The sequence below is a fragment of the Autumnicola musiva genome, from assembly GCF_031846585.1.
GTDB classification, from domain to species: Bacteria; Bacteroidota; Bacteroidia; order Flavobacteriales; family Flavobacteriaceae; genus Autumnicola; species Autumnicola musiva.
Genome location: NZ_JAVRHK010000001.1, coordinates 359,061 through 381,710, shown reverse-complemented (window position 1 = coordinate 381,710; position 22,650 = coordinate 359,061). Strand labels below are relative to the sequence as shown.

General features: G+C 42.3%; 15 protein-coding genes. 2 read left to right on the top strand and 13 right to left on the bottom strand.

The window, feature by feature from the left end; genetic code table 11:
* Positions 1–231, bottom strand: a complete 231-nt coding sequence (locus tag RM539_RS01600; RefSeq protein WP_311501726.1) for a FeoA family protein — start codon at positions 229–231, stop codon at positions 1–3.
* 78 nt (positions 232–309) lie between these two features.
* Positions 310–984 carry an SCO family protein gene (locus RM539_RS01595; protein ID WP_311501725.1) on the bottom strand — a complete coding sequence of 225 codons (675 nt, stop codon included), beginning with the start codon at positions 982–984 and terminating at the stop codon, positions 310–312.
* Positions 985–1,138: 154 nt separating this feature from the next.
* Here RM539_RS01595 and rseP point away from each other — a divergent pair, with 154 nt between their 5' ends.
* Complete coding sequence (gene rseP / locus RM539_RS01590) at positions 1,139–2,455, top strand: RIP metalloprotease RseP (RefSeq protein ID WP_311501724.1); 1,317 nt, start codon at positions 1,139–1,141, stop codon at positions 2,453–2,455.
* A gap of 111 nt (positions 2,456–2,566) precedes the next feature.
* Positions 2,567–4,600, top strand: coding sequence for a protein-disulfide reductase DsbD family protein (locus tag RM539_RS01585; protein WP_311501723.1), 2,034 nt, complete (start codon positions 2,567–2,569; stop codon positions 4,598–4,600).
* 224 nt (positions 4,601–4,824) lie between these two features.
* On the opposite strand, the gene RM539_RS01580 is transcribed toward RM539_RS01585, so the two are convergent.
* The 11 genes from RM539_RS01580 to RM539_RS01530 all read right to left on the bottom strand — a co-directional run bounded on the left by RM539_RS01580 (position 4,825) and on the right by RM539_RS01530 (position 22,579).
* Positions 4,825–5,607 carry an L-fucose dehydrogenase gene (locus RM539_RS01580; protein ID WP_311501722.1) on the bottom strand — a complete coding sequence of 261 codons (783 nt, stop codon included), beginning with the start codon at positions 5,605–5,607 and terminating at the stop codon, positions 4,825–4,827.
* Position 5,608: 1 nt separating this feature from the next.
* A complete protein-coding gene (locus RM539_RS01575) occupies positions 5,609–7,972 on the bottom strand; it encodes a glycoside hydrolase family 95 protein (protein ID WP_311501721.1) in 2,364 nt (787 codons plus the stop codon).
* A 4-nt stretch (positions 7,973–7,976) separates the two neighbouring features.
* Positions 7,977–8,801, bottom strand: a complete 825-nt coding sequence (locus RM539_RS01570; protein WP_311501720.1) for an amidohydrolase family protein — start codon at positions 8,799–8,801, stop codon at positions 7,977–7,979.
* Positions 8,798–9,655, bottom strand: coding sequence for a fumarylacetoacetate hydrolase family protein (locus RM539_RS01565; protein WP_311501719.1), 858 nt, complete (start codon positions 9,653–9,655; stop codon positions 8,798–8,800). Before RM539_RS01565 ends, RM539_RS01570 begins: the two co-directional genes overlap by 4 nt.
* A gap of 16 nt (positions 9,656–9,671) precedes the next feature.
* Positions 9,672–10,445 carry an SDR family NAD(P)-dependent oxidoreductase gene (locus tag RM539_RS01560; protein WP_311501718.1) on the bottom strand — a complete coding sequence of 258 codons (774 nt, stop codon included), beginning with the start codon at positions 10,443–10,445 and terminating at the stop codon, positions 9,672–9,674.
* A 24-nt stretch (positions 10,446–10,469) separates the two neighbouring features.
* Positions 10,470–11,786 carry an L-fuconate dehydratase gene (locus tag RM539_RS01555; RefSeq protein WP_311501717.1) on the bottom strand — a complete coding sequence of 439 codons (1,317 nt, stop codon included), beginning with the start codon at positions 11,784–11,786 and terminating at the stop codon, positions 10,470–10,472.
* A gap of 245 nt (positions 11,787–12,031) precedes the next feature.
* Entirely contained in the window at positions 12,032–13,507 is a 1,476-nt protein-coding gene (locus RM539_RS01550; protein ID WP_311501716.1) for a cellulase family glycosylhydrolase, read from the bottom strand.
* Positions 13,508–13,560: 53 nt separating this feature from the next.
* On the bottom strand, positions 13,561–15,807 hold the full coding sequence (locus RM539_RS01545; protein ID WP_311501715.1) for a glycoside hydrolase family 3 C-terminal domain-containing protein: 2,247 nt from the start codon (positions 15,805–15,807) through the stop codon (positions 13,561–13,563).
* A 9-nt stretch (positions 15,808–15,816) separates the two neighbouring features.
* Positions 15,817–17,973 (bottom strand): glycoside hydrolase family 3 C-terminal domain-containing protein, encoded by a 2,157-nt coding sequence (locus RM539_RS01540; RefSeq protein ID WP_311501714.1) that lies wholly within the window; start codon positions 17,971–17,973, stop codon positions 15,817–15,819.
* Between the two features lie 164 nt (positions 17,974–18,137).
* Complete coding sequence (locus RM539_RS01535; protein WP_311501713.1) at positions 18,138–20,138, bottom strand: glycoside hydrolase family 97 protein; 2,001 nt, start codon at positions 20,136–20,138, stop codon at positions 18,138–18,140.
* Positions 20,139–20,236: 98 nt separating this feature from the next.
* Positions 20,237–22,579 (bottom strand): glycoside hydrolase family 31 protein, encoded by a 2,343-nt coding sequence (locus tag RM539_RS01530; RefSeq protein ID WP_311501883.1) that lies wholly within the window; start codon positions 22,577–22,579, stop codon positions 20,237–20,239.
* Positions 22,580–22,650: the final 71 nt, after the last annotated feature.

Genomic DNA, 22,650 nt, shown 5'->3' with positions numbered 1-22,650 from the left:
CTATTTAATTAACTCAATTTCAATCTCTAGTGCTGTTTCTTTCCTTATGGCAAGATGGCTTCCGTTCACGTTAAGGTACATGGGATCTTTAAAAGGAGCCATTTGCACCAGCTCCACTTCGTTACCCGGCAGGCAACCCATCTCCAGGAGCTTGAGCGGGACAACATCTGCGGAAAAATCTTTGATTATTCCACGTTGCCCCCGTTTGAGATCTGCTACGGTAACCTTCAAATTTTATTTAGATTAATTTTAAACAACGCAAAAATAAGATAAATAAAACTTGTAGAAAAGCCTGTGGCTCAAAAACTCCTAGTCCTTATATTCCTGTTTTAGTACTTTAATATCTGCCATTAAATTTTCAATGGCTTCGGGATCTGTGCCATCATAAAAACCTCTTATTTGCTGATTTTTGTCTATTAGCACAAAATTTTCGGTATGCACCATATCATATTTGCCACCATCTCCGGTGCTTTTTGTGGCGAGGTAAGACTTTCTGGCCAGGTTGTAAATTTGTTTTTTATCGCCGGTAACCAGGTTCCATTTTTCATCAATAACGCCTTTTTCTTCAGCATATTTTTTTAAAACCGAAACACTGTCTGTCTTGGGGAAAACAGTATGGGAGAGCAGAAAAACTTCAGGATCATCCTTTATTTTCTTCTGAATTTTAAGCATATGATCAGTCATAATGGGGCAGATGGTAAGGCAGGTGGTAAAAAAGAAATCGGCTACATATATTTTATCTTTATAGAAATCCTGGGTGATAGTATCTCCGTTTTGATTTACCAGTTTAAAATCGGCAATTTTATGATATTTCCTCACGTATTGAACGGTGGTATCCACTAATTCCGCATTAACCATATCCGGTTGATATACCTGTAATTTTTTTTCCGGCTTCAGCAGGGAATAAATGCTGTAAAGGATAACAGCCGAGAGAATGGAAAATACAATAAAAAATATCCTGTAGCGCTTAAAAAAATTGAGCATAATTATGTATTTGGTGCAAAATTAAAGGCTGGCGTTCAAACTGTCGCATTTAGATTATTAAAATTTCAAATTTGTCTCCCGCCGGGCTTTATAAACTTTTTTAGGAGTTTATAAAAAGTTACTTTTGTGCGATTAAAATTTTGAAGATTAGAGAATGGATCCATTTGCAGTTAAGGCAATACAACTTTTGCTGAGTTTATCGTTGCTTATTGTATTACACGAATTCGGGCATTACATCCCCGCCAAGATATTTAAAACAAGAGTAGAGAAATTTTTCCTGTTTTTTGATGTGAAATTTGCCCTTTTCAAGAAGAAAATCGGCGATACTGTCTATGGAATCGGGTGGCTGCCCCTTGGTGGTTACGTAAAGATTTCAGGAATGATAGACGAAAGCATGGATAAGGAGCAAATGGCCCAGCCGCCGCAGCCCTGGGAATTCCGCAGTAAACCCGCCTGGCAGCGTTTAATTATTATGTTAGGAGGAGTTACCGTAAATTTGGTACTTGGTTTCCTTATTTTTATGATGATATTGTTTGTTTGGGGAACTGCTTATGTAGGGCCTGAACAAATGCCGCAGGGATTTGCGGTGGCCGATGAATTTAAGGAATTCGGTTTTCAGGATGGAGATCGTATTCTTGAAGTAAACGGGCAAGAATTCGAAAACAGCCTGAATATTAACAGGCATCTTTTTATGAGAGATGTGAACTCTATTACTGTTCTTCATCAAAACGGAGAAGAAGAGACCTTTACTCTTCCGGAAGAAATTGGAACCACCATGTTCGAGTCCGGTGTACTTCAGCCTTTTGTTCCTATCCAACGTCCGGTACTGGATACGGTTGTTGCTGAAAGGGCAGCCGGTTTGGCCGGCCTGCAAAAAGGAGACAGTATTATTTCCATTAATAAGCAGGAAATTGGTTATTGGCATGAAATATCACCTATCACTCAGGAAAACAAGGATAAAGAGATTGAGATTGTTTACGAGAGGGATGGAGAAATAATGGGTACTATGGTTACCCCAGATGAGGAAGGGCTTTTAGGAGTACGCCAGAAACGTGGATTTGAAGTTGCAAAACGCGAGTATGGTTTAGCCGAAAGTATTTCTGAAGGTTTTGAAGACGGATATTGGACGCTTCGGGATTATGTGTACCAGTTTAAATACGTCTTTACCAAAAAAGGTGCGAGCCAGCTTGGCGGATTTGGTGCTATTGGCGGACTTTTCCCTGATACATGGGACTGGCAGGGCTTCTGGCATACCACCGCGTTAATTTCCATAATACTGGCTTTTATGAACATCCTGCCAATCCCGGCTCTGGATGGCGGGCATGTAATGTTCCTGTTATACGAGATGGTTACCGGCAGAAAACCTAATGATAAATTCATGGAAATAGCACAGCTTGTTGGATTTATACTAATTTTTGGTCTGGTGCTTTATGCCAACGGGAACGATATCTATAAGTGGTTGTTTGAATAAAAATTTAATGAACAAATATTAAAAGCCGATAATGTGAATTTTCGGCTTTTCTTTTTTCAGAAGTTGCTAAATTGATTTGGTAATTTTGAATAGTTCCAAAATTAATACGTTATGAAGAATTTTCTTCTGAGCCTGTTTCTCCTCATTTTCCTGCAGGGCTTTTCCCAGATTTATGATCCTGTGGACTGGTCTTCTTCCGTGGAAAAAGTTTCCGGGGCTGAAAATGAATATACAATTATATTTTCTGCGGAAATTGAAAAGGGATGGCACCTTTATGCCCAAAATGTACCTGAAGGAGGTCCTATTCCCACAACTTTCTCATTTGGAGAAAACCAGGCATATGAAATCATCGGACAGACTGAAGAAGAGCAGGGAAAAACGGTAGACGATCCAGTATTTGGGATGCGCATTAAATTTTTTGAAAATGAGGCCAGCTTTCGGCAAACTATAAAACTGCTGAAGGAAACGGCTGAAATAGAAGCTTCAGTAGAATTTATGGTATGTGATGATGAACGTTGCCTGCCGCCTGAAGTACAGGAATTCAGCATTAGCGTTCCTGCAGGATCAGGAATAGAAGCTTCCGCAGATCCTAATATTTTTAATTCCACTGCTGTTGGACAAGAAAATCCCGATACCACTGAAGTCTCAAACGAAGAGGCCCAAGTTACCAATAAAGTTGAAACCGGTTTTGTAGCCGATAATGAAGGAGAAAAGGGTTTATGGGGAATTTTTCTGGTCGCTTTTCTTTCTGGATTCGCAGCGCTGCTTACACCCTGTGTTTTTCCTATGATTCCCATGACGGTAAGTTATTTCACCAAACAAAGCCAAAACCGGGCGAAAGGAATCCGCAATGCACTTATCTACGGAATTTCCATTGTAGTGATTTACGTCCTGCTGGGATCGGCCGTTACAGCTATTTTTGGCGCCGATTCTCTTAATGCGCTGGCTACAAACGTATGGTTCAATCTGGCATTTTTCATTATCCTGGTGGTCTTTGCCATTTCCTTTTTTGGCGCTTTCGATATTATGCTACCTAATTCCTGGGCAAATAAAGTAGATTCCCAGGCAGACCGTGGCGGGATAATTGGCATTTTCTTTATGGCCCTGGCCCTGGCAATTGTCTCGTTTTCATGTACCGGCCCAATTGTAGGTACATTACTGGTGCAGGCGGCTTCTACCGGCGGGCTCGCTCCTATTGTAGGAATGTTGGGCTTTTCTTTGGCAATAGCTTTACCTTTTGCCCTTTTTGCAGCTTTTCCCGGCTGGTTAAATAGTTTGCCGCGCAGTGGTGGCTGGTTGAATACCGTAAAAGTATTTTTAGGTTTCCTAGAACTGGCGCTGGCCTTTAAATTCCTTTCCCAGGCAGATTTGGTATTGCAGTTGCATTTACTGGAAAGGGAGGTTTTTATAGCCATTTGGATTGCTATTTTCGGGACGCTCGCTTTCTATTTATTCGGAAAAATACGCCTGCCGCACGATTCTCCCCTGGAACATATTTCAGTTGGCCGAATGCTGATGGGGCTTCTGGTGCTTACTTTTACCATTTATCTGATTCCCGGGTTGTGGGGTGCTCCGCTAAACTTAATCAGTGCTTTCCCGCCGCCTTTGGAATACAGCGAATCCCCATATGGGGTTGGCTATAGCCGAAATTCGATTACGGCAAATTCTGATACCAATGCCGAAATTCCCGAAGGTGCGCATTTGCTTCCGCCGCATGATATTTTGGCTTTTAATGATTATGAAAAAGGAATGGCTTACGCGAGAAAAGTCAACAAACCCGTAATGTTGGATTTTACCGGCTGGGCCTGCGTAAACTGTCGGAAGATGGAGCAAAACGTATGGCCTAAACAGCATGTTCTGGATATCCTGAAGAACGATATTGTGCTGATTTCGCTTTATGTAGATGATAAGCGGGATTTACCTGAAGATGAAGTTTATACTTCAGAAACTACAGGTAAGGAAATAACCACTGTTGGAGAAAAATGGAGCGACTTTCAGATTAGCAGATTTGAAGCAAACGCGCAGCCATTTTACGTGCTTTTGAACACCAATGGTAAAAAGCTGAGCGAACCGGCTGCTTACACTCCAGATCCTGACGAATATTATGAGTGGTTACAGGAAGGAATTTCTGGCTATAAGGAATAATTTTCCTGCAAGGTTTTTCACACCTTATAGGTATAGAAAGAAATCAAACCTACAAGGTTTCTGAAACCTTACAGAAGTGAAAAAGCTGTATTTTTTAATACCAGGATTAAAAACAGAAACTGATAATTGCCATTTTAAAACACTGATGTTTTTCTGCCTTTTTACCTGAAGAAAACTTTAGAGCAGAGCACTTTTGACAAACTAAGGTCATATTTTGCCAATTTTCAGGTAATTGAACGATCCAGGTGTGTATAACCACCATCTACTACTAATAATTGGCCAGTGGTGTGCGAGGATCTTTCGGAAAGCAGGAAAACCGCAGTATGGGCAATTTCTTCACTGGTGGTCATCCTGTTTCCTAGTGGAATTTTATCAGTTATCTTTTTTAATTTTTCTTCCGGATTGTCAAAAGTGGATATCCAGCTGTTATATTGTGGAGTTTGTACTTCTGCGGGAATAATTGCATTTACACGAATTTGATAAGGCAACAATTCTGATGCCCATTCGCGGGTAAGCGCGAGTTGTGCGCCTTTCGCCGCAGCATAGCCTGAAGTCCCTCCCTGGCCGGTTAAAGCAGTTTTGGAACTAATGTTCACAATACTTCCTTTAGAAATTTTTAAATGTTCCAGGCAATAATGCGCCATTTCATAATAATGGTTCAGGTTAGAATTCAGGGAATTTTTAAATTTTTTAGGAGAACCGTTTTCCAAACCAATCCCGTCATTGGTTCCGGCATTGTTTACCAAACCATAGATACTACTGAATTTTTTAACAGTTTCAGCAACTATTTTTTTACAGGCTTCAGGATCGTTTAGGTCGGCCTGGATGAAATGACCATTTTGACTGTTTGCCTCTAGTTCTTTCAGCAATTTGTCACCGTCTTCCGGGGTTCGGCCAATAAAAACAGGAATGCCGCCTTCCGCAGCAATTTCTTTTGAAATGGCCTCGCCAATTCCCTTTGTACCTCCTGTAACTATTATTACTTTTTCCTGAAGTCCTAAATCCATATTATAGCTTGATTAATTCTGAATTCTTATCTAAAACAGTTGCTTGTCCCGCTGTTAGTTTAACGTCAATCATATTCTCCCCATATTTCACCTGCACGATTTTATCTTCTTCTGAAGTTAAATTTAATTGTTCCAGTTTTCCATCTTTCCATATAATCTCAACTTTAATATTGCCGCGGGCTTTCAGGCCTTTAATATTCCCATTCGGCCATTCCTGCGGAAGTGCGGGTAAAATTCTTAGAAAACCTTCATGAGATTGAAGGAGCATTTCGGCAACTCCGGCTGTAAAACCAAAATTACCGTCTATTTGAAACGGAGGATGAATATCCAATAAATTTGGATAAATAGACCGCTCCATAAAAAGCTGCACATTGTTATAGGCCTTTTCAGGATTTAACAATCTGGCATAGAAATTTATGATCCACGCACGGCTCCAGCCGGGGCCGGCGCCGCCGTGATCAAGGCGGTATTCAATGGTTTTCCGGGCTGCTTCAAATAATTCAGGATCTTCGCTGGTAATATCGTCGCCGGGGTGCAACGCGTATAAGTGGGAAATATGGCGATGTCCTTTTTCGGGTTCTTCATATTCCCGGTCCCATTCCAGCAGCCTGCCATCTGAGCCAACCTTTATTCCAGGATGCAGATTCCCCAGTTTATTTTCTATGGTTTCAGTAAAATCATTTGAAATTCCTAAAATTTTAGCCGCGGCAAGGGTGTTTTCAAAAACTTCAGCAATTATCTGGTGACCCATGGCATTACCTCTTGATACAGCGGCACTCTCTCCATCTGCCGCGGTATAAGAGTTTTCAGGCGAAGTTTCCGGATAGGAAACCAGGGTTCCATCGCGTTCATCTTTTGTAAGCCAATTTGCGTAAAATTCAGCATAGGCTTTCAATGCGGGGTAAGCTCTTTTCCTTAAAAAGGTAGTATCCTGCGTGAAGCGGTAGTGTTCCCAGTAATGCTGAACGATCCATCCGCCGCCGTGTATCCAGGAACCCCAGTAGGGCTGCTCGGCGCGCATCCAGGGTGTTGCCCAAAGATCTGTGGTTTGGTGCGCTACGGTGCCATCCATTCCATATTGTTCTTTGGCTAGTATTTTTCCTCTTTCAATTAAACGATCTATAAGGTCAAAAAGCGGTTCCTGCAGCTCGCTTAGATTTGCCGGCCCTGCCGGCCAGTAATTCATTTGCAGGTTGATGTTTAGGTGATAATCGGCATTCCACGGCGCCTGTATATCTTTATTCCAGATTCCCTGTAAATTTGCGGGATTGGTACCGGGGCGGGAACTGGAAATTAACAAATACCGGCCATACTGGAAAAGTTTTTCCACCAGGGCAGGATCAGCTTTGCCATCTTTAACCTGCTGCAGGCGTTCTGCGGTAGAAAGGGTATCCGGTTCCTTTTCTCCCAAATTTAAAGAAGTGCGGTTAAAATACTGCTGATGATCTTTAATATGAGCAGAAAGCAACTCTTTGTAAGATTTATGCTGAAGTTTTTCCAGTGTTTTTTCGTTATTAGCAGCATAGTCATCATGATAAAATGATGTGCTGCAAACAACGTAAAGTACGGCTTCTTTTACATTTTTGAAATGGAGCGTATCGTTTTTGGAAGTTACCGATCCTTCCTTTACATCAGCTTTCAGGATAGTTTCGAACTTTACGCCGTAATCTATTACTACAGGTTCAGAATTTTTTGCACCGCCGTATTGGGTGACCATTCCCTGCATATTCAAAATATTATCCTTAGTGGCAGAAACTGAAACCGTAGGGTGCCCGTTATCGTCTGGCCGGCTCATGTTCAGGCTAAAATTGATACCTTCAGGATTTTCGGTTTTGATCCTTACAATCAGCACGTCATCTGGCGCGGAGGAGAATACTTCCTGTAAAACCTGATAACCGCCCGCCATCCAGGAAGAGCTGGCTACTGCTTTTGCAATGTCCAGGCTGCGTTTGTAATCCTGAATGTTTTGATTCTGATAGTTAATAAAAAGATCGCCCATGGTCTGATGGGACCTGGCAACTCCTTTAAACGAAAACCGCTCCACAAGAAGGCTATCGGCTAAATGTACTTTTCCTTCCCTTACCAGGCGGCGTATTTCAGCCAGGTCTTTAGGAGTACCTTTGCTGTTCTCCCAATCTGGCCCGCCTGGCCACATGGAGTCTTCGTTTAGCTGGATTCTTTCATTTATTGGATCGCCAAAAACCATTGCTCCCAAACGGCCATTCCCAACAGGCAGGGCATGATTCCAGTCTTGCGCCGGATTTTCGTACCACAAAAGATTTTCAGAAGCTAAATTCTGTGATTGACCGGCACAGGAAATTAATAGCAGCATAAGTACTATAAACCGGGAAAAGTTTTTTATCATGGATTTAGATCTTGTAAAATTTTTGAGCGTTTTTGTAGAAAATCGCTTCTTTTTCTGATTTGCTAAATAGTGAAGTATAATCTTGCATCAGTTTTACCACGGCCTGGTAATCTCCTGCCAGTTTGCATACCGGCCAGTCTGATCCAAAAAAGACCCTTTCTGTTCCGAAGTAAGTGAAAACTGTATCCAGATAAGGTTTAAAATTTTCCGGTTTCCAGCTTTGCCAGTCGGCTTCAGTGACCATTCCTGAAAGTTTGCATTGCACATTCCGAAATTCTGCAAGACGTTCTATGTTCTTCTTCCAGTCCTGATATTTGATGTTTTTGATATCCGGTTTTCCAAGGTGGTCCAGTACAAATGGCTGTTCCGGGAAATCTTCAACCAAATGAATAACCGAATTCAGTTGCCGGTGATCTACAAGGATATCATAAGTGAGATCAAAATTTTGAAGTTTTGAAATGCCGTTGAGAAAGGTCTGGTTCAGGCAAAAATCATTTTCCTTATCCTGAAGCACATATCTTATTCCTTTTAGATTTTTGTTTTGGCTGAATTTTTTAAGTTTTTCGGCAACATCTTCCGCAGTAAGGTCAACCCAACCCACAACTCCTTTTATGAACTTATGTTTTTCAGCGAGCTTTAACAGAAATTCGGTTTCTTCTTCAGATTGATCTGCCTGTACGGCAATGCAGCCGTTAACTTCATGATTTTTGATTGCTTCCAGATAATCTTCAGGCAAAAAATCTCTCGTTATGGCGCCCATATTTTTATCTATCCAAACATCGCGCTGTGGATTGTAATTCCAGAAATGTACATGAGCGTCAAATATCATCCTTTATAGTTTTTTACGTGCTGCTTAGAACTGCCTAGGCCATCAATTCCCAATTCCACTACATCACCTTCTTTAAGGTAACGTTGCGGCTTTAACCCCATTCCCACTCCGGCAGGGGTTCCGGTGGAAATTACATCTCCCGGTAACAACGTCATAAACTGGCTGATATAGCTCACTACTTCAGAAACATTAAATACAAAATCTGAAGTATTACTGCTTTGTTTGGTTTCCCCGTTCAATTTTAGCCAAAGGTTCAGGTTATTAGGATCGTTGATTTCATCTTTAGTAACCAACCATGGGCCAAGAGGAGCAAAGGTGTCACAACTTTTACCTTTTACCCATTGGCCGCCTCTTTCTATTTGGAATTCTCGTTCGCTATAATCGTTGTGAAGCACATAACCGGCCACGTGATCCAGGGCATCTTCTTCAGAACAGTAAGAGGTTTTTTTACCAATTACCACCCCAAGCTCCACTTCCCAATCGGTTTTTTTGCTGTTCTTCGGAATAATCAAATTATCGTTAGGCCCTACGATAGCTGAAGTTGCCTTAAAGAAAAGTACCGGTTCTTTTGGTGCTTCCGCGCCTGTTTCTTCCGCATGTTTGGCATAATTGAGCCCGATGCAGATCAATTTTGAAGGACGGGAAAACGGACTTCCTAATCTTGTATCTTGAGAAACTTTAGGGCAATCAGCAGCATTATCTTTTAGCCAGTTTTCCAGCTTCTGGATTCCGCCGGATTCAAAGAATTTTTCATTAAAGTCTTCCGTAAAACCGGAAACATCTATTCGTTTTCCATTTTCCAGTTCAATTCCCGGTTTTTCTTCATCTATTTTTCCGAATCTTAGTAATTTCATGCTTTGGTTTTTCTGGTTAATTGCCATTCAGTTTAATATATCCCCCGTCTATGGGAAAATCTGTTCCCGTTACAAAAGAGGCTTCGTCTGAACAGAGATATACGGCCAGGTTAGCAACTTCTTCGGGTTTTCCCATTCGGCCTATGGGCTGGGTAGCCGAAAGTTTTTCAAACATTTTTTCTTCTTCGCCGGGATAATTATTTTTTATAAAACCATCTACAAAAGGCGTATGAACGCGGGCAGGGGAGATGCTATTGCAGCGTATCCCGTGAGAAATATAATCCTTTGCGATGGAATAAGTCATGGTTAAAACCGCGCCTTTGGTCATGGAATACGCAAAACGATCTGCCACTGCGACTGAGGATGCTATAGAGGCAATATTGATTATAGTGCCTTTTTGCTTTTCCTTCATTTTAGGAATACAGGCTTTAAGGCAGTTGTACGTACCTTTAATATTCACATTGTACAACCGGTCCAAATCGGCTTCTTCTGTTTTTTCAATGTTGCCAACATGGGCAATTCCGGCGTTGTTCACCAGAATATCAATATTTGCAATTTCTTCAACAGCATATTTTACTTTCTCCTGGTTGGTAATATCGCAGGAATGAACAAAAAGTACTTTTTCCTTTTTGTTTAATTCCGAAGCAAGATTTTCTCCGGCTTCCGAATTAATTTCAAGGATATGAACAATAGCTCCCTGCGCAATAAAGGCTTCGGTAATGGCTTTGCCAATTCCGCTGGCCCCGCCGGTAACTACTGCTGTTTTATTTTTTAAGCTGAACTTTTCCATTTTCTTGATGGTGTTGTGATAATATTATTTCTTCGGAATCTGTTTCCATGCAGTTCCATGGGGGAAAGCATATTCTTCCAGGGAAGCTGGTTTCATGGTAATACTGTAGCCTGGTTTCTTGGGCAGGAGGTAAGCGGCATTTTTAATTATTACCGGATCCTCAAAATGTTCATGCAGATGATCTACATACTCAATAACCCTGTTCTCAAGCTTTCCGCTGATAGCAATATAATCAATCATTGACAAATGTTGAACATATTCACATAATCCAACACCCCCGGCATGCGGGCAAACCGGGATATCAAATTTATTTGCCATAAGCAAAATTGCCAGAACCTCGTTAACGCCACCCACCCGGCAGCTGTCTATCTGGCATATACCCAGCGCATTGCTCTGCATAAATTGTTTAAACATGATACGGTTATGGCAATGTTCACCTGTAGCCACCAAAACCGGATTAACATTTTTGGCAATTTTGGCATGGCCCAGGATATCATCGGGACTGGTGGGTTCTTCAATCCACCACGGCTCGAATTGAGCCAGTACTTTCATGTTTTCAACGGCCTCATCCACATCCCATTTCTGGTTGGCGTCCATCATTAACTTCAGGTCACTGCCAATTTCTTCTCTTATAATTTTAGCCCTGCGAACGTCATCTTTAAGGTTGGAGCCTACCTTCATTTTTATATGTTTCCAGCCTTCGGCTTTTGCTTCGCGGCAAAGTTGGCGTATTTTATTGTCTGTATATCCCAGCCACCCGGCCGAAGTGGTGTAAGCAGGATAGCCTTTTTCAGCTAGATGATCTATACGTTCCTGTTTACCATTTTCCTTTTCCTTCAGCATCTCCAGGGCTTCTTCAGGCGTAATGGCATCGGTTAGGTATTTAAAATCTATACAGGAAACCAGTTCTTCCGGGGACATATCTGCCAACAGTTTCCACAAAGGTTTTCCTTCAGCTTTTGCATAAAGATCCCACACGGCATTTACAACCGCACCCGTAGCAAGGTGCATCACTCCTTTATCAGGCCCCAGCCAGCGCAATTGACTGTCTCCGGTGATCATAGTCCAGAAAGCGCCCATATTAGCCGTGAAAGATTGCAGGGTTTTGCCAGTTATTAATCGTGCGAGTGGTTTAATAGCCTGTGCGCAAATTTCATTGCCCCGCCCAATGGTAAAAGTAAGTCCATGGCCTTCCAGCTCAGGATGATTTGTTTTCAGAATAACATAAGCAGCAGAATAATCGGGGTCTGCGTTCATCGCGTCCGATCCTATAAAACTTTTACTGGTGGGAAAGCGTACATCATGTACTTCAACATTGGTAATGGTTATTTCTTTTTTCATCTAATTTTAAATTTATCAGCCGGGCATTGTATTAATTAGTTTTGGCAACTAGCGATATTAGCCTTTAATATATCCCAAATTTTTGGATATAGCATTTTTAATAATAAAGATAAGATGATGGAAAGCTGGCAATATTATCAGGTAAGATGAAGGGGAGGTGCTCTAAAAAGAATAAACCTCCCCCTTCATCAGACTTTTGAACGTCTTAATTCCTGAATTTTTGAAAAATTACCGGTATTAAGAATTTATTCTGCAGATTGCGCCGCATTGATAATAGTTTCCACAACCTCAGGATATAAAGTTTCTCCTGTAGAACGATCAAAGATACCAAAGCCGTTTTCATCTATGTCCCCATTGTCCCAGTAAAATGACACCATACCATGTTCGGCTGCAGAATGGGTTACATATTGCAGGTAGTCCAGGCGATAGACTTCATGCCCTTCCACATCACGGGCAATAGCACCATATTCTCCTAAAATCACCCCAACACCTTCATCAACAAAATTCGTCTGCATTCTCTGAAACTGGTTGTCTACATGATCTTCATTAGCCCAACCTGCAGTAAGAGAAGCATCTTCGGCATCATTTCCCCATTGCCAAACAGAATCATCTTCATTTAAAGCGAAATTGTATGGGTCGTAATAATGAACCTCCACCATAAGCCTGTTTTCAGCAATATCTACATCTTCAGGCATTTCAAAGAAATTAACCGTATGGTCAATATTTGTATTGAAGCCCTGTACTACCAAATACCGGTAGGCGTTTTTCCCTCCGGTAGAGCGAACGCTGTTAACAAAGGTTTGGTTAAAGCCGTTTTGTACGGTATAGTATTCTTCTGTAGGGGTTCCGTAATCACCTTCAACCAAAACTTCATTGGTTCCGGCAAATAAGAGATGATCATCGTAATCCCGGAAATTTGTGGCTATTTGCGTCCACATGGTATCCAAACGTTGGTTTACATAATCTTCTTCCTCGTACGTAGGCTGCATCCAACCGCCATCCCAATGGATGTTTATAATGGCGTACATATCATTGCTAATTACGTAATTTACAACCTCTTCCACACGGTTCATCCAGGCATCTTCTATTGTAAAGGAAGCTTCATCTGAAAATTTGCTCCATGCAATAGGAATCCGTACCGCATTAAAACCTGCGGCTTTAACTGAATCTATTAGTCTTTGAGTAACTACGGGATTATTCCAGGAAGTTTCCCCTTCTTCTCCTACAGCTTCCAGGGAATTACCTAGATTCCATCCAATGATCATCTGGTCGGCAAAATCAGCACTGCCAAGGTCGCTTATTCCTGTATTATCGGGCGGAATGGCAAAGGTGATTTCCTGTTCAACAGGTTCGGGTTCGGCTCCTTCCTGGGTTACCTGTATTTCCTGCGAGTTTTCAATGCCATTTACCATTAAGGTGGCAGTTCTTGCTGTAGTATCGCTATTAGCCATAGCAGTAAGGGTAATTTTGCTGCTTTGGGTTGCCGATTGATTTGAAAATGTTAGCCAGTCGGCATCGGTAGAAATATCCCATTCCCCGTTGTTGTTTACATTAATAATGCTGTTTCCTCCCGATGCCGGAAAACTCATGGAAGTTGGTGAAACACCGAATTCCACGTCTTGTGAAGGCACAATTTCATCATCTTCTGAACATGATACCAATCCCAACATCAAGGTGAGGATTAACAATATGCCAAAGGCATTAAAGTGGTTGTTTTTCATAATTGTTGATTTTTAAGTTAATGTTCTGTCCATATCAGCCTGTCCGTGGAAAGTTATTCCACGTTAACTGTAACTTCATTTATAATATCCCTTGAAGAATTACCCAATTTTAGTGTATAAGTTCCCGGCTCTACTGTCCAGCTTTTATTGTCTACGTTGTAATAAGACAGTTCCTTAACAGGAAGTTCTATAGTTACTGTTTTTGATCCTCCGGCAGGAACCATAGTTTTTTTAAAGCCCTTAAGTTCTTTTGCCGCCCGCTGTACTTCTGAATCTGCTTTTGAAACATAAAGCTGAACCACTTCTTTTCCGGCCACTTTCCCAGTGTTTTCAACATCTACTGAAACACTTATGGTTTCATTGGAAGAGTAGGCTTCCTGTTTGTTCACCTTTGGATTAGAAAAATTGAATTTGGTATAGGAAAGTCCGTAGCCAAACGGGTACAGCGGTTCGATGTTTTTGGTATCAAACCAGCGGTAACCTACTAAAATTCCTTCATCATAAGTTACAGTGCTGTCTCCCGGAAAACTATTGGTGGCGTGCGCAGGCGAATCTTTCAAGTCTTTTGGCATGGTCCATGGCAGTTTCCCTGATGGGTTTACATCGCCAATTAACACGTCGGCCAAAGCATTACCACCTTCAGAACCATTGAACCAGCTCCATACTAAAGTTGATGTTTTCTCATTGATATTTTGAATATCAAAGGGTGCCCCGGCAATCATCACCACAATGGTGTTAGGGTTTGCTTCCAGCACTTTTTCAATAAGGTCTTCCTGGCCAAAAGGCAGATCCAGGCTTGCCCTGTCTGAAGCTTCTGTCTCATAATCCCGGTTGGAACCTGCGAAAATAATTGCGGCATCGGCATTTTTAGCCGCATCTACCGCTTCTTTCAGCATTTGTGGATCCAGTTCATTAACAGTTACAGGCCCTTCAAGCGTTACATCGCCAAATTTTGCTTTTTCTGATTTTGAATAGCGCTCCTGGTAACCTTGCGCGTAGTTAATTTCAACCGATTCTGGTAACCTGTTTTTCAGGCCTTCCAATGGGGTAACCTCCCGTTTGGTTTTTACACCGGCACCAAAACCTCCCAAAGCATTCTTCTTGGTTGCGTTAGCTCCAATTACGGCTATAGTTTTTATGCTGTCGGTTTTTAAAGGCAGTATATTTTTGGCATTTTTGAGCAACACTACAGATTCGGCTGCAATGTTATAGGCATCTTTATAATGTGCCTCTGTGGCCAGGCTTCCTTCTTTCCTATCCTCACCGGTTACACCGTTAAGGCTGTACATTACCCGTAATACGCGCTTTACGTGTTCGTCTACTTCAGCTTCTGAAATTTTTCCTGCTTTTACAGAATCGATTAAAGGTTGGGCCAGGAAGAATTCATCAAAAGGCTTTGGCGTTCCCATTTCTATATCCAGTCCGCTTTTAAGAGATTCCACTGTACTATGAACCGCAGCCCAGTCAGAAATAACCACACCTTCAAATCCCCATTCACCTTTTAGTACTTCATTCAGCATATAATTATTCTCACAAAGGAACTCTCCCCGAAACTTATTATAAGCACCCATCATGCTGTAGGCGTGGGCTTCTTCTACAGTTGCTCTAAAAGCCGGTAAATAAATTTCCCGCAACGCACGCTCATCTATTTTTACGTTAACATAATCCCGGTGGGTTTCTTGATTGTTGGCGGCGTAATGTTTTACACAGGCCGCAACATTATTATCCTGAACCCCAACTACAAAGGGAACTGCCAGTTTCTTGTTTAAAAAGGGATCCTCTGTAAAATATTCGTAAGTTCTTCCTCCAAGCGGAGTCCTTATAATATTTATAGCAGGAGACAAAAGCACATCTTTATCGCGGGCCCGGGATTCTTCCCCTACACTGTTTCCAAAAGTATAGGCAAGTTCCGGGTTCCAGGTAGCCGAAAGTCCGCCACCGGCTGGATAGTAAGTAGCATAATCATCATCTCCTCCTACAGGAGCCCAGGAATCTTTAGAAATTTCCTCACGCACGCCCAATGGCCCATCGGTCATTTTTAGCTCCGGGATCCCCAGGCGTTCTACTGCCGCTGTGGCAAACATCGTGTTCCCGTGCAGCAGTCCCGTTTTTTCTTCTAAAGTCATTTCAGCTATAAGACTATCAATTTTGGTGTCGTACTCGTGAGTGACGGGATTACCTTTATAAATTGATTTCTCTTCTGAATTATTTGCATTTTCAGAAGTATTAGTTTCTTCCTTACAGGCTGTAAAGGCAATAAGAATAACTGCGGCCGAAAAAGACAAAATTCTATTTTTCATGGTAGTATTTTAATTTTTGATATTCAGGGTTTTGGTCAGGGCAATATTATCTGAAGCCCCGCCAATCTGTATTTCTATCTGAGCGTTTTCAAGCTGAAATTCCTGTTTTTCTTTATTCCAGTATTCCAGGTTTTTTGCATCAAGGGGAATTTTTACCGTTTTGGTCTCTCCTGATTTAATATTGATTCTTTTAAAGCCTTTAAGTTCCTTACTTGGCCTTTTAACTGAAGAATTCAAATGTTTTACATAAAGCTGAACCACTTCATCCCCATCTCTTTTTCCGATATTGGTGATTTTAATGCTGATGTTTGCAGTTTCCCCTTTCTGTAGACTTTCTTTGCTAATTTGAAGGTCTTCATACTTAAAATCAGTGAAGCTCAAGCCGTGGCCGAAAGCGTAAAGTGGTTCTTCTTCAAAATACATATAAGTACTGCCGTTGCGGATGTTGTAATCCATAAGCGGCGGTAAATCGGTAATGCTTTTAACCCAGGTTTGGGTTAAACGTCCGGCGGGATTATAATCGCCAAATATTACATCTGCAAGGCCATTTCCCAGCTCCTGGCTATTTTGCGCCATGTGCAAAATTGCAGGTACATTTTCCTGCGTCCAGTTTATGGCGTAAGGAAAACTGCTGATAAGGCCAACGATAGTTTTTGAATTTGCCTGATAAACAAGTTTCACCAAATCTTCATATTCTGAATTAAGGGACTGCCGGTCTACCGATTCTTTTCCCTCACTTGGCACCGGGCAATCTGCCCAACCCGCGTCGCAGGTAGGATGATTTCCGATTAAAACAATAGCAACATCAGCTTTTTTGGCAATTTCAGCCGCTTTCCCATCGGCATTGTTTTCAGCATACAGAATTTCAATATTATCGCCTGCTCTTTCTTTTAAAGCCTGAAGCGGAGTAACCCGGTAAGGCGGTGTCCCACTGTACCAGTCCAGTAAAACCTCATCGGCGCGCGGGCCAATTACGGCAATACTTTTAATTTTATTCTTCTGAAGGGGCAAAAGCTCATTTTCATTCTTCAGCAAAACAATAGATTTCCTGGTGGCTTCCAGCGCAAGTTCTTTATGGGCTTCGGTTTTCCAGGGATCAATAGTGCCTTTTCCTTTACCGATTTCAGCATAAGGATTGTTCGCTGAAGGATCCAGTATTCCCAGTTTGATCATTACTCTAAAATTGCCGCGTATTACCTCATCAAGGTCTTTTTCCGTAATATAAGCCTCAGCCAAAGCACCGTAAACTGCTTCTTTATATTCATCTAAAAACTGGTTGATCCCGGCCTTTATCGCGGCGGCAGCGCCTTTGTATTTGGTTTCGTAATATTTATGGTCTGAAAGCAACAATTTAAAAGCCCCGCCATCGGTACAAATAATTCCGTTCTGTCCCCATTCATCCTGGGTAATCTCTTTTAGCATAGGATGCACCATAGCCGGGATGCCATTCACCTTGTTGTAAGCCGCCATATAAGCGCGGCTGCCCCCCTGCTGGATTCCCATTTTAAAAGGCACGGCATAATATTCTCTCCAAAGCCGTTCATCAAAATCTGATGAGGTGTAGGTGCGGCCGTCTTCATTGGAATTGGCCAGGAAATGCTTCATTAAAGAAGCAGTACGCCAATATTGGTCATTATCGCCCTGCAGTCCTTTTACAAAAGCAACGGTTAGCTTTCCGGTTAAAAAAGGATCTTCCCCATAGCTTTCTTCAGTACGGCCCCAGCGTGGATCCCGTGCCAAATCGGCATTGGGAGCACGAACAACTAACCCGCCGCGGTTATATTTCTGAAAAATATACCTGGTTTCCACCGCTTCGGCTCTGGCTATTTTTTGAAGCAATTCCGTATCCCAGGTTTCGCCGAGTCCATAAGCCTGCGGAAAAGTGGTGGTTGGCATATGCTCTTCGCCACCCCAATCTGCAGGGCCGCCCTGGGCGAGTCCATGAAGGCCTTCCACATGCCCGGTGCCTTTTACTCCAAGTCTTGGAACAGAGGGATTGGTACTTAAGGCCTGCACTTTTTCTTCCAGGGTCATTTCAAGCAGCAAATTATCAATACGCTTCTCTATATCCAGTTTCGGATTTTGGAAAGGATATTGATCATCCTGCTGCGCCAATGTTGGAAGCGCAGTTAAAAGAAAAATGAGTATTTTTAGTTGTTTAATCATTGTTCTTATTTAAAATCTGTATTTCTGAATAGTTTCAGAATTAAGTTGAGCAGGTTGAGGTGCTTTAAAACCTTGCATCGTCATCCTGAACTTGTTTCAGGATCTAACGATTAGAAGCTGAAACAAGTTCAGCCTGACCAATCTGAATAGGCTCAACCAATTATTTATAGTTTTTTAAACCTGATGGCCGCACCACCACTTTCCCCTAAATGCAAAGTGAGGCTATCACCGGATTTTACCTTTTTATTACTGATTTTAACTTCTGCCGGGTTATTTTGGTAACCGGTACCTTCAGCATCGGCATAAATATGGGCTTCATAACTGGCGCCTTTCTCTAAAAAATCCAGCGAAATTTCCAGATCCCGCGCCTCTTCATTGGTAATGCTTCCCAAAAACCAGTCTTCAGAATTAAAGTCTTTTCTAACCGTTGTGATGAATTGTCCGATTTCGCCATTCAGCACTTTAGTATCATCCCAGTCTGTAGGCACATCTTCCAGGAATTTAAATTCCGGTTGCCCCACATAATATTCCGGAAGATCGGCAAGCATCTGAAGCGGAGAATAAAGCACCACCATAAGGGCCATTTGTTTAGCTCTTGTGGAATGAACGCGTTTCCCGGGGTAACCCTGCGAAACTTCCACATCAAAAACTGCAGGGGTAAAATCCATAGGACCTGCCAACAGCCGTGTAAATGGTAAAATTGTAGTATAGTTTGGAGGGTTCCCCTCACTCCAGGCATTATATTCCTGGCCTCGTGCACCTTCCCTGGCCATCATATTAGGATAAGTACGGCGCTCGCCGGTATCTTTTATTGGCTCATGGAAATACACCTGCAGCCCGTATTCTGCAGCTTTTTTTAGTACGTAGCGGTAATAATTCACTCCAAACTGCCCCTGGTGCCACTCTTTCATATTCAACTTTGAGCCTACCTGGCCTATTTTAACAGTATGGATGCCCCTCTTTTGATACAAAGCAAAAGCACTGTCTATTTGTTTAAGATAGTTGATGAGGTTAGAGCCGGTTTCGTGGTAACCTACAATTTCAACGTCATGATCGGCAGCATAATCGGTTACTTCCTTTAAATCAAAATTATCGGCTTCTTTGGTAAAGCTAAACTGGTGCATGGCATTCTGGTACCAGTTAGGAGTCCAGCCTTTGTTCCAGCCTTCAATTAGGAGATGGTCTATCCCTAATGTATCGGCATACTGAATGTAGTCTTTAGCATTTGCAGTAGTGGCTCCCTGGTTTTCTCCTTCCCAAAAAGTGAATTTCCCTATATGCATTCCCCACCAGATTCCAATGTACTTAAAGGTCTTGATCCAGCTGGTATCCTCCAGTTTATTAGGTTCATTTAAATTCAGAATAAGGTAAGAACTAATAAGATCAGTTGGTTTTTCACCAATTTGAATGGTTCTCCACGGTGTGGTAAAAGATTTAGTGGTACGAACCTTTATGCCATCGGCCCATGGGACCAAATCGGCTTTAAGTTTGGTTCCCGAAATATGCGCCAAAGTCATACTTGCAAAATCTTCAAGATTGGCCTCATGAAAACTGATGGCCGGCCCGTTTTCATTTTCAATAGTAAGCGGGGTGTGCACGGTGTCTAACGTGCTAACCGCGGAAGCCGTAAAGAGGTTTTCATAGCGCTGTTCATCATAAGCCGGAATCCACCAGGCTTTACCGTCTTCTGTTAAGTTGAAGGTGGTAAGCTCGTCCATAATAAAAATGCTGTCTTTGATTCCCTGCTCCGGGAATACATAGCGGAAAGCGACCCCATCATCAAAAGCACGAAATTGTACTTCCAGCTTGCGCTGTTTACTATCCTTTTCCTGAAGTTTTACAGAAAGCTGGTTATAGTTATTCCTTATTTCATGCTTTTCTCCCCAAACCTGCTCCCAGGTTTCATCATAAGAAGATTCTTCTACGCCGGTTATTTTGAAGTTTTGGTACAGCGAATCACTATTCTTAAAAACAAAACCCATTTTTGAAGGGGAAATGATTTCTTTTTCACCATTCATTACGGCATATATGGGACTGTTGTTTTCTAATTTAAAGTTTATCCTGTTCCTGCCATCTGGTGAAGCTATCTCATAGGAATCACTTTGCTGACTGCAAGCTACGAGGGAAATTAACAATGCCGGGAGGGCTATAAATTTCTTGATCATTATATTTTTTATTTCTGTTGAATTTCGTCATCCTGAACTTGTTTCAGGATCTTACAGATTAGAAGCTGAAACGAGTTCAGCCTGATGATGAACAATGGTTATCTCTGTAATTCTATTTTAAAAGTGGTTTTACCGTTCAGCGGATTTTGCCCTAACTCAAAATTGTTTCCTTTTCTGGTCAGGTTAATGGTTTGCAAAGCATCGCCTTCCGGAAGAAAAACTTTTCCGGTAGCCGAATTTGTGCCTTCCGCAGCATAAACTTTTAACTCCAGTTTGCTCCAGTCCATATCCTGGGTAGACTGGGCCAGTCTAATATGAGGAATTACAGTACCGGTTTTTACCAGTGCGATAATCGGGATTTCCCCGGCTTCAATGGTATGCCAGCCACTCTCATATACTTCTCCGGTTTGGTAATCTATCCACTGGCCTTCCGGCAGGTAAACATCTCTTTGGGTTACCTCTTCAAATAGTGGGGCTACTAAAATGCTGGAGCCTAGTAAATATTCATCATCTATTAACCAGGAACCGGCATCATCGGGGAATTCTACAAAAAGGGCTCGCATCATAGGCAGGCCTTTTTCTGAACTTTCCTTAGCCTGCGCATAGATATAAGGCATTAATTGATAACGCATATTATCGGCCTTTCTAAAATCTTTCAGGAAGCTGTCACTGTACAACCATGGCTCTGTTGGCGGTTCGCCGTGGCTTCTAACGTGAGAAGAAAGCATTCCAAAGGGGGTCCATCTTCGGTAAAGATCTTCCGGAGATTTGGTTACAAATCCGCCTACATCGTGGCTCCAGAAGCTAAAGCCGCTAAGCCCCAATGACAGTCCGCCGCGAAGTGTGGCAGACATAGCCGTATTTGTAGTTGCGGCATCGCCACCCCAATGTAAAGGATAGCGCTGGCTACCTGCCCAGGTACTTCTTGCCCAGATTAGCGTGTAGCCTTTTTCCTTTTTGGTAAGTTCAGCTACCGCTTTGTTGTAGCGTAGCGGGTAAAGATTATGCTCGTAAAAGCCGGTGCGTCCCGAATGGTAAATGCCATTGGCAGGTGCAGCCTCCCCAAAGTCTACTTTAAAAACATCTACGCCAAGATCAAAAAGGTTTTTAAGTTTATTTTGATACCAGGTGACTGTTTCGGGGTTTGAAAAATCCAGTACGGCATCTTCGTAGGGAATATTTCCTTTGTAGTCCTTTACAGCAAGCTCGTTTTCTACAATTTCATCAAAAAGAGTGTTTTTAGGAGTAAAATACGGTAATTGCCATAAACTCACATGGAAGCCCTGATCTTCCATATCTGAAAGCATTTTTTCAGCATTGTCAAAGCGGTCGGCGGCAAATTCATAATTATTTCTCCAGTCTACATCAAACCAGCCGGTATCAAAATGGATTACATCGCTGGGAATTTTATATTTCCTAAGGTTATCAGCCACTTGACGGCCTTCTTCTTCAGAAAAATAGGTGATACGGCTCATCCAGAACCCAAAAGACCAAAGCGGGGGCATGGCGGCCTTTCCGGTAAGGTTGGTATATTGATCTAAAATATCTTTTGGCTCGCCAATAAAAATGAACAAATCGGCAACATCATCGCCCAGCATCATCTTATTGACAGCGTTAAAAGTCTTTCCAAAATCAACACTAATAGGAGAGGAGGTATGCATAAAAACGCCATAGCCACGGCTGCTCATATAGAACGGAATCGGTTTGTACATGGTTTCATTCTGCACGCCGTTGGCATCGTCTGTCCATAATACCACTTTTTGGCCGCGTTTGTTGAACTGGGTAAACGATTCCCCGCAACCAAAGATTTTTTCGCCCGGCTCCAGCGTAAAAACAGGCGCCATGCTCCTGGAATAATCGCTGTTTCTGCGCACGTACGAAAATGGCAAAACAGGAGTATACGTATTGGTAACATCAGAATTATGGAGTGTAGCGGTTAATAATTTCCCGTTTTCATCATAGATTTTTACGTGCCATGGGTTGGTTTGAATTTCTACGGAACCATGGGCACTGGTAAATTTGTAGCCGCCATCAATTTTTGAAGATTCCCATTCTTCAGGATGATTTGGGGCGGTGCCGTCCACCAACATCAGTGATTCTTCCTGCCCGTGAAACTGGGGCCCGGAAGCCATTTTAATGCGAATGGTCCTGTCTGAAACAAACTGGATCTCGAAAGGAAGTTCCGGGGAAGCCTCGTATTCTGTCGCCGGGAATTCATTGGCAGAAACCGTGTCCGGCTTCATGAGCATATTGTTAAAAGCCTGGCGGGTTTGGTACTGGTAGCGCTTGTATTTTACAGTTCCTTTTCCTGTTTCAGGATTAAAAGAAGCCAGTTGATCAGCAAAATAAAAGGTGTTTGAATAATCTTCAAAATCCCGGCTAACATCTACCGGGGCGTTAAGCACATCGGCATTCTGAATTTGGGCGTTTGCAGCCGCCATTCCCGAAAGCCCAACGGTGAGGCAAAGAGAAAGCCGGAGAAGGTTTTGGGAGCTTATCATCTGCAATTTTT

Coding starts and splice junctions, on each gene's coding strand:
- RM539_RS01595 (WP_311501725.1), bottom strand. CDS start 984: ATGCTCAATTTTTTTAAGCGCTACAGGATATTTTTTATTGTATTTTCC.
- rseP (WP_311501724.1), top strand. CDS start 1,139: ATGGATCCATTTGCAGTTAAGGCAATACAACTTTTGCTGAGTTTATCG.
- RM539_RS01585 (WP_311501723.1), top strand. CDS start 2,567: ATGAAGAATTTTCTTCTGAGCCTGTTTCTCCTCATTTTCCTGCAGGGC.
- RM539_RS01580 (WP_311501722.1), bottom strand. CDS start 5,607: ATGGATTTAGGACTTCAGGAAAAAGTAATAATAGTTACAGGAGGTACA.
- RM539_RS01575 (WP_311501721.1), bottom strand. CDS start 7,972: ATGATAAAAAACTTTTCCCGGTTTATAGTACTTATGCTGCTATTAATT.
- RM539_RS01570 (WP_311501720.1), bottom strand. CDS start 8,801: ATGATATTTGACGCTCATGTACATTTCTGGAATTACAATCCACAGCGC.
- RM539_RS01565 (WP_311501719.1), bottom strand. CDS start 9,655: ATGAAATTACTAAGATTCGGAAAAATAGATGAAGAAAAACCGGGAATT.
- RM539_RS01560 (WP_311501718.1), bottom strand. CDS start 10,445: ATGGAAAAGTTCAGCTTAAAAAATAAAACAGCAGTAGTTACCGGCGGG.
- RM539_RS01555 (WP_311501717.1), bottom strand. CDS start 11,786: ATGAAAAAAGAAATAACCATTACCAATGTTGAAGTACATGATGTACGC.
- RM539_RS01550 (WP_311501716.1), bottom strand. CDS start 13,507: ATGAAAAACAACCACTTTAATGCCTTTGGCATATTGTTAATCCTCACC.
- RM539_RS01545 (WP_311501715.1), bottom strand. CDS start 15,807: ATGAAAAATAGAATTTTGTCTTTTTCGGCCGCAGTTATTCTTATTGCC.
- RM539_RS01540 (WP_311501714.1), bottom strand. CDS start 17,973: ATGATTAAACAACTAAAAATACTCATTTTTCTTTTAACTGCGCTTCCA.
- RM539_RS01535 (WP_311501713.1), bottom strand. CDS start 20,138: ATGATCAAGAAATTTATAGCCCTCCCGGCATTGTTAATTTCCCTCGTA.
- RM539_RS01530 (WP_311501883.1), bottom strand. CDS start 22,579: ATGGCGGCTGCAAACGCCCAAATTCAGAATGCCGATGTGCTTAACGCC.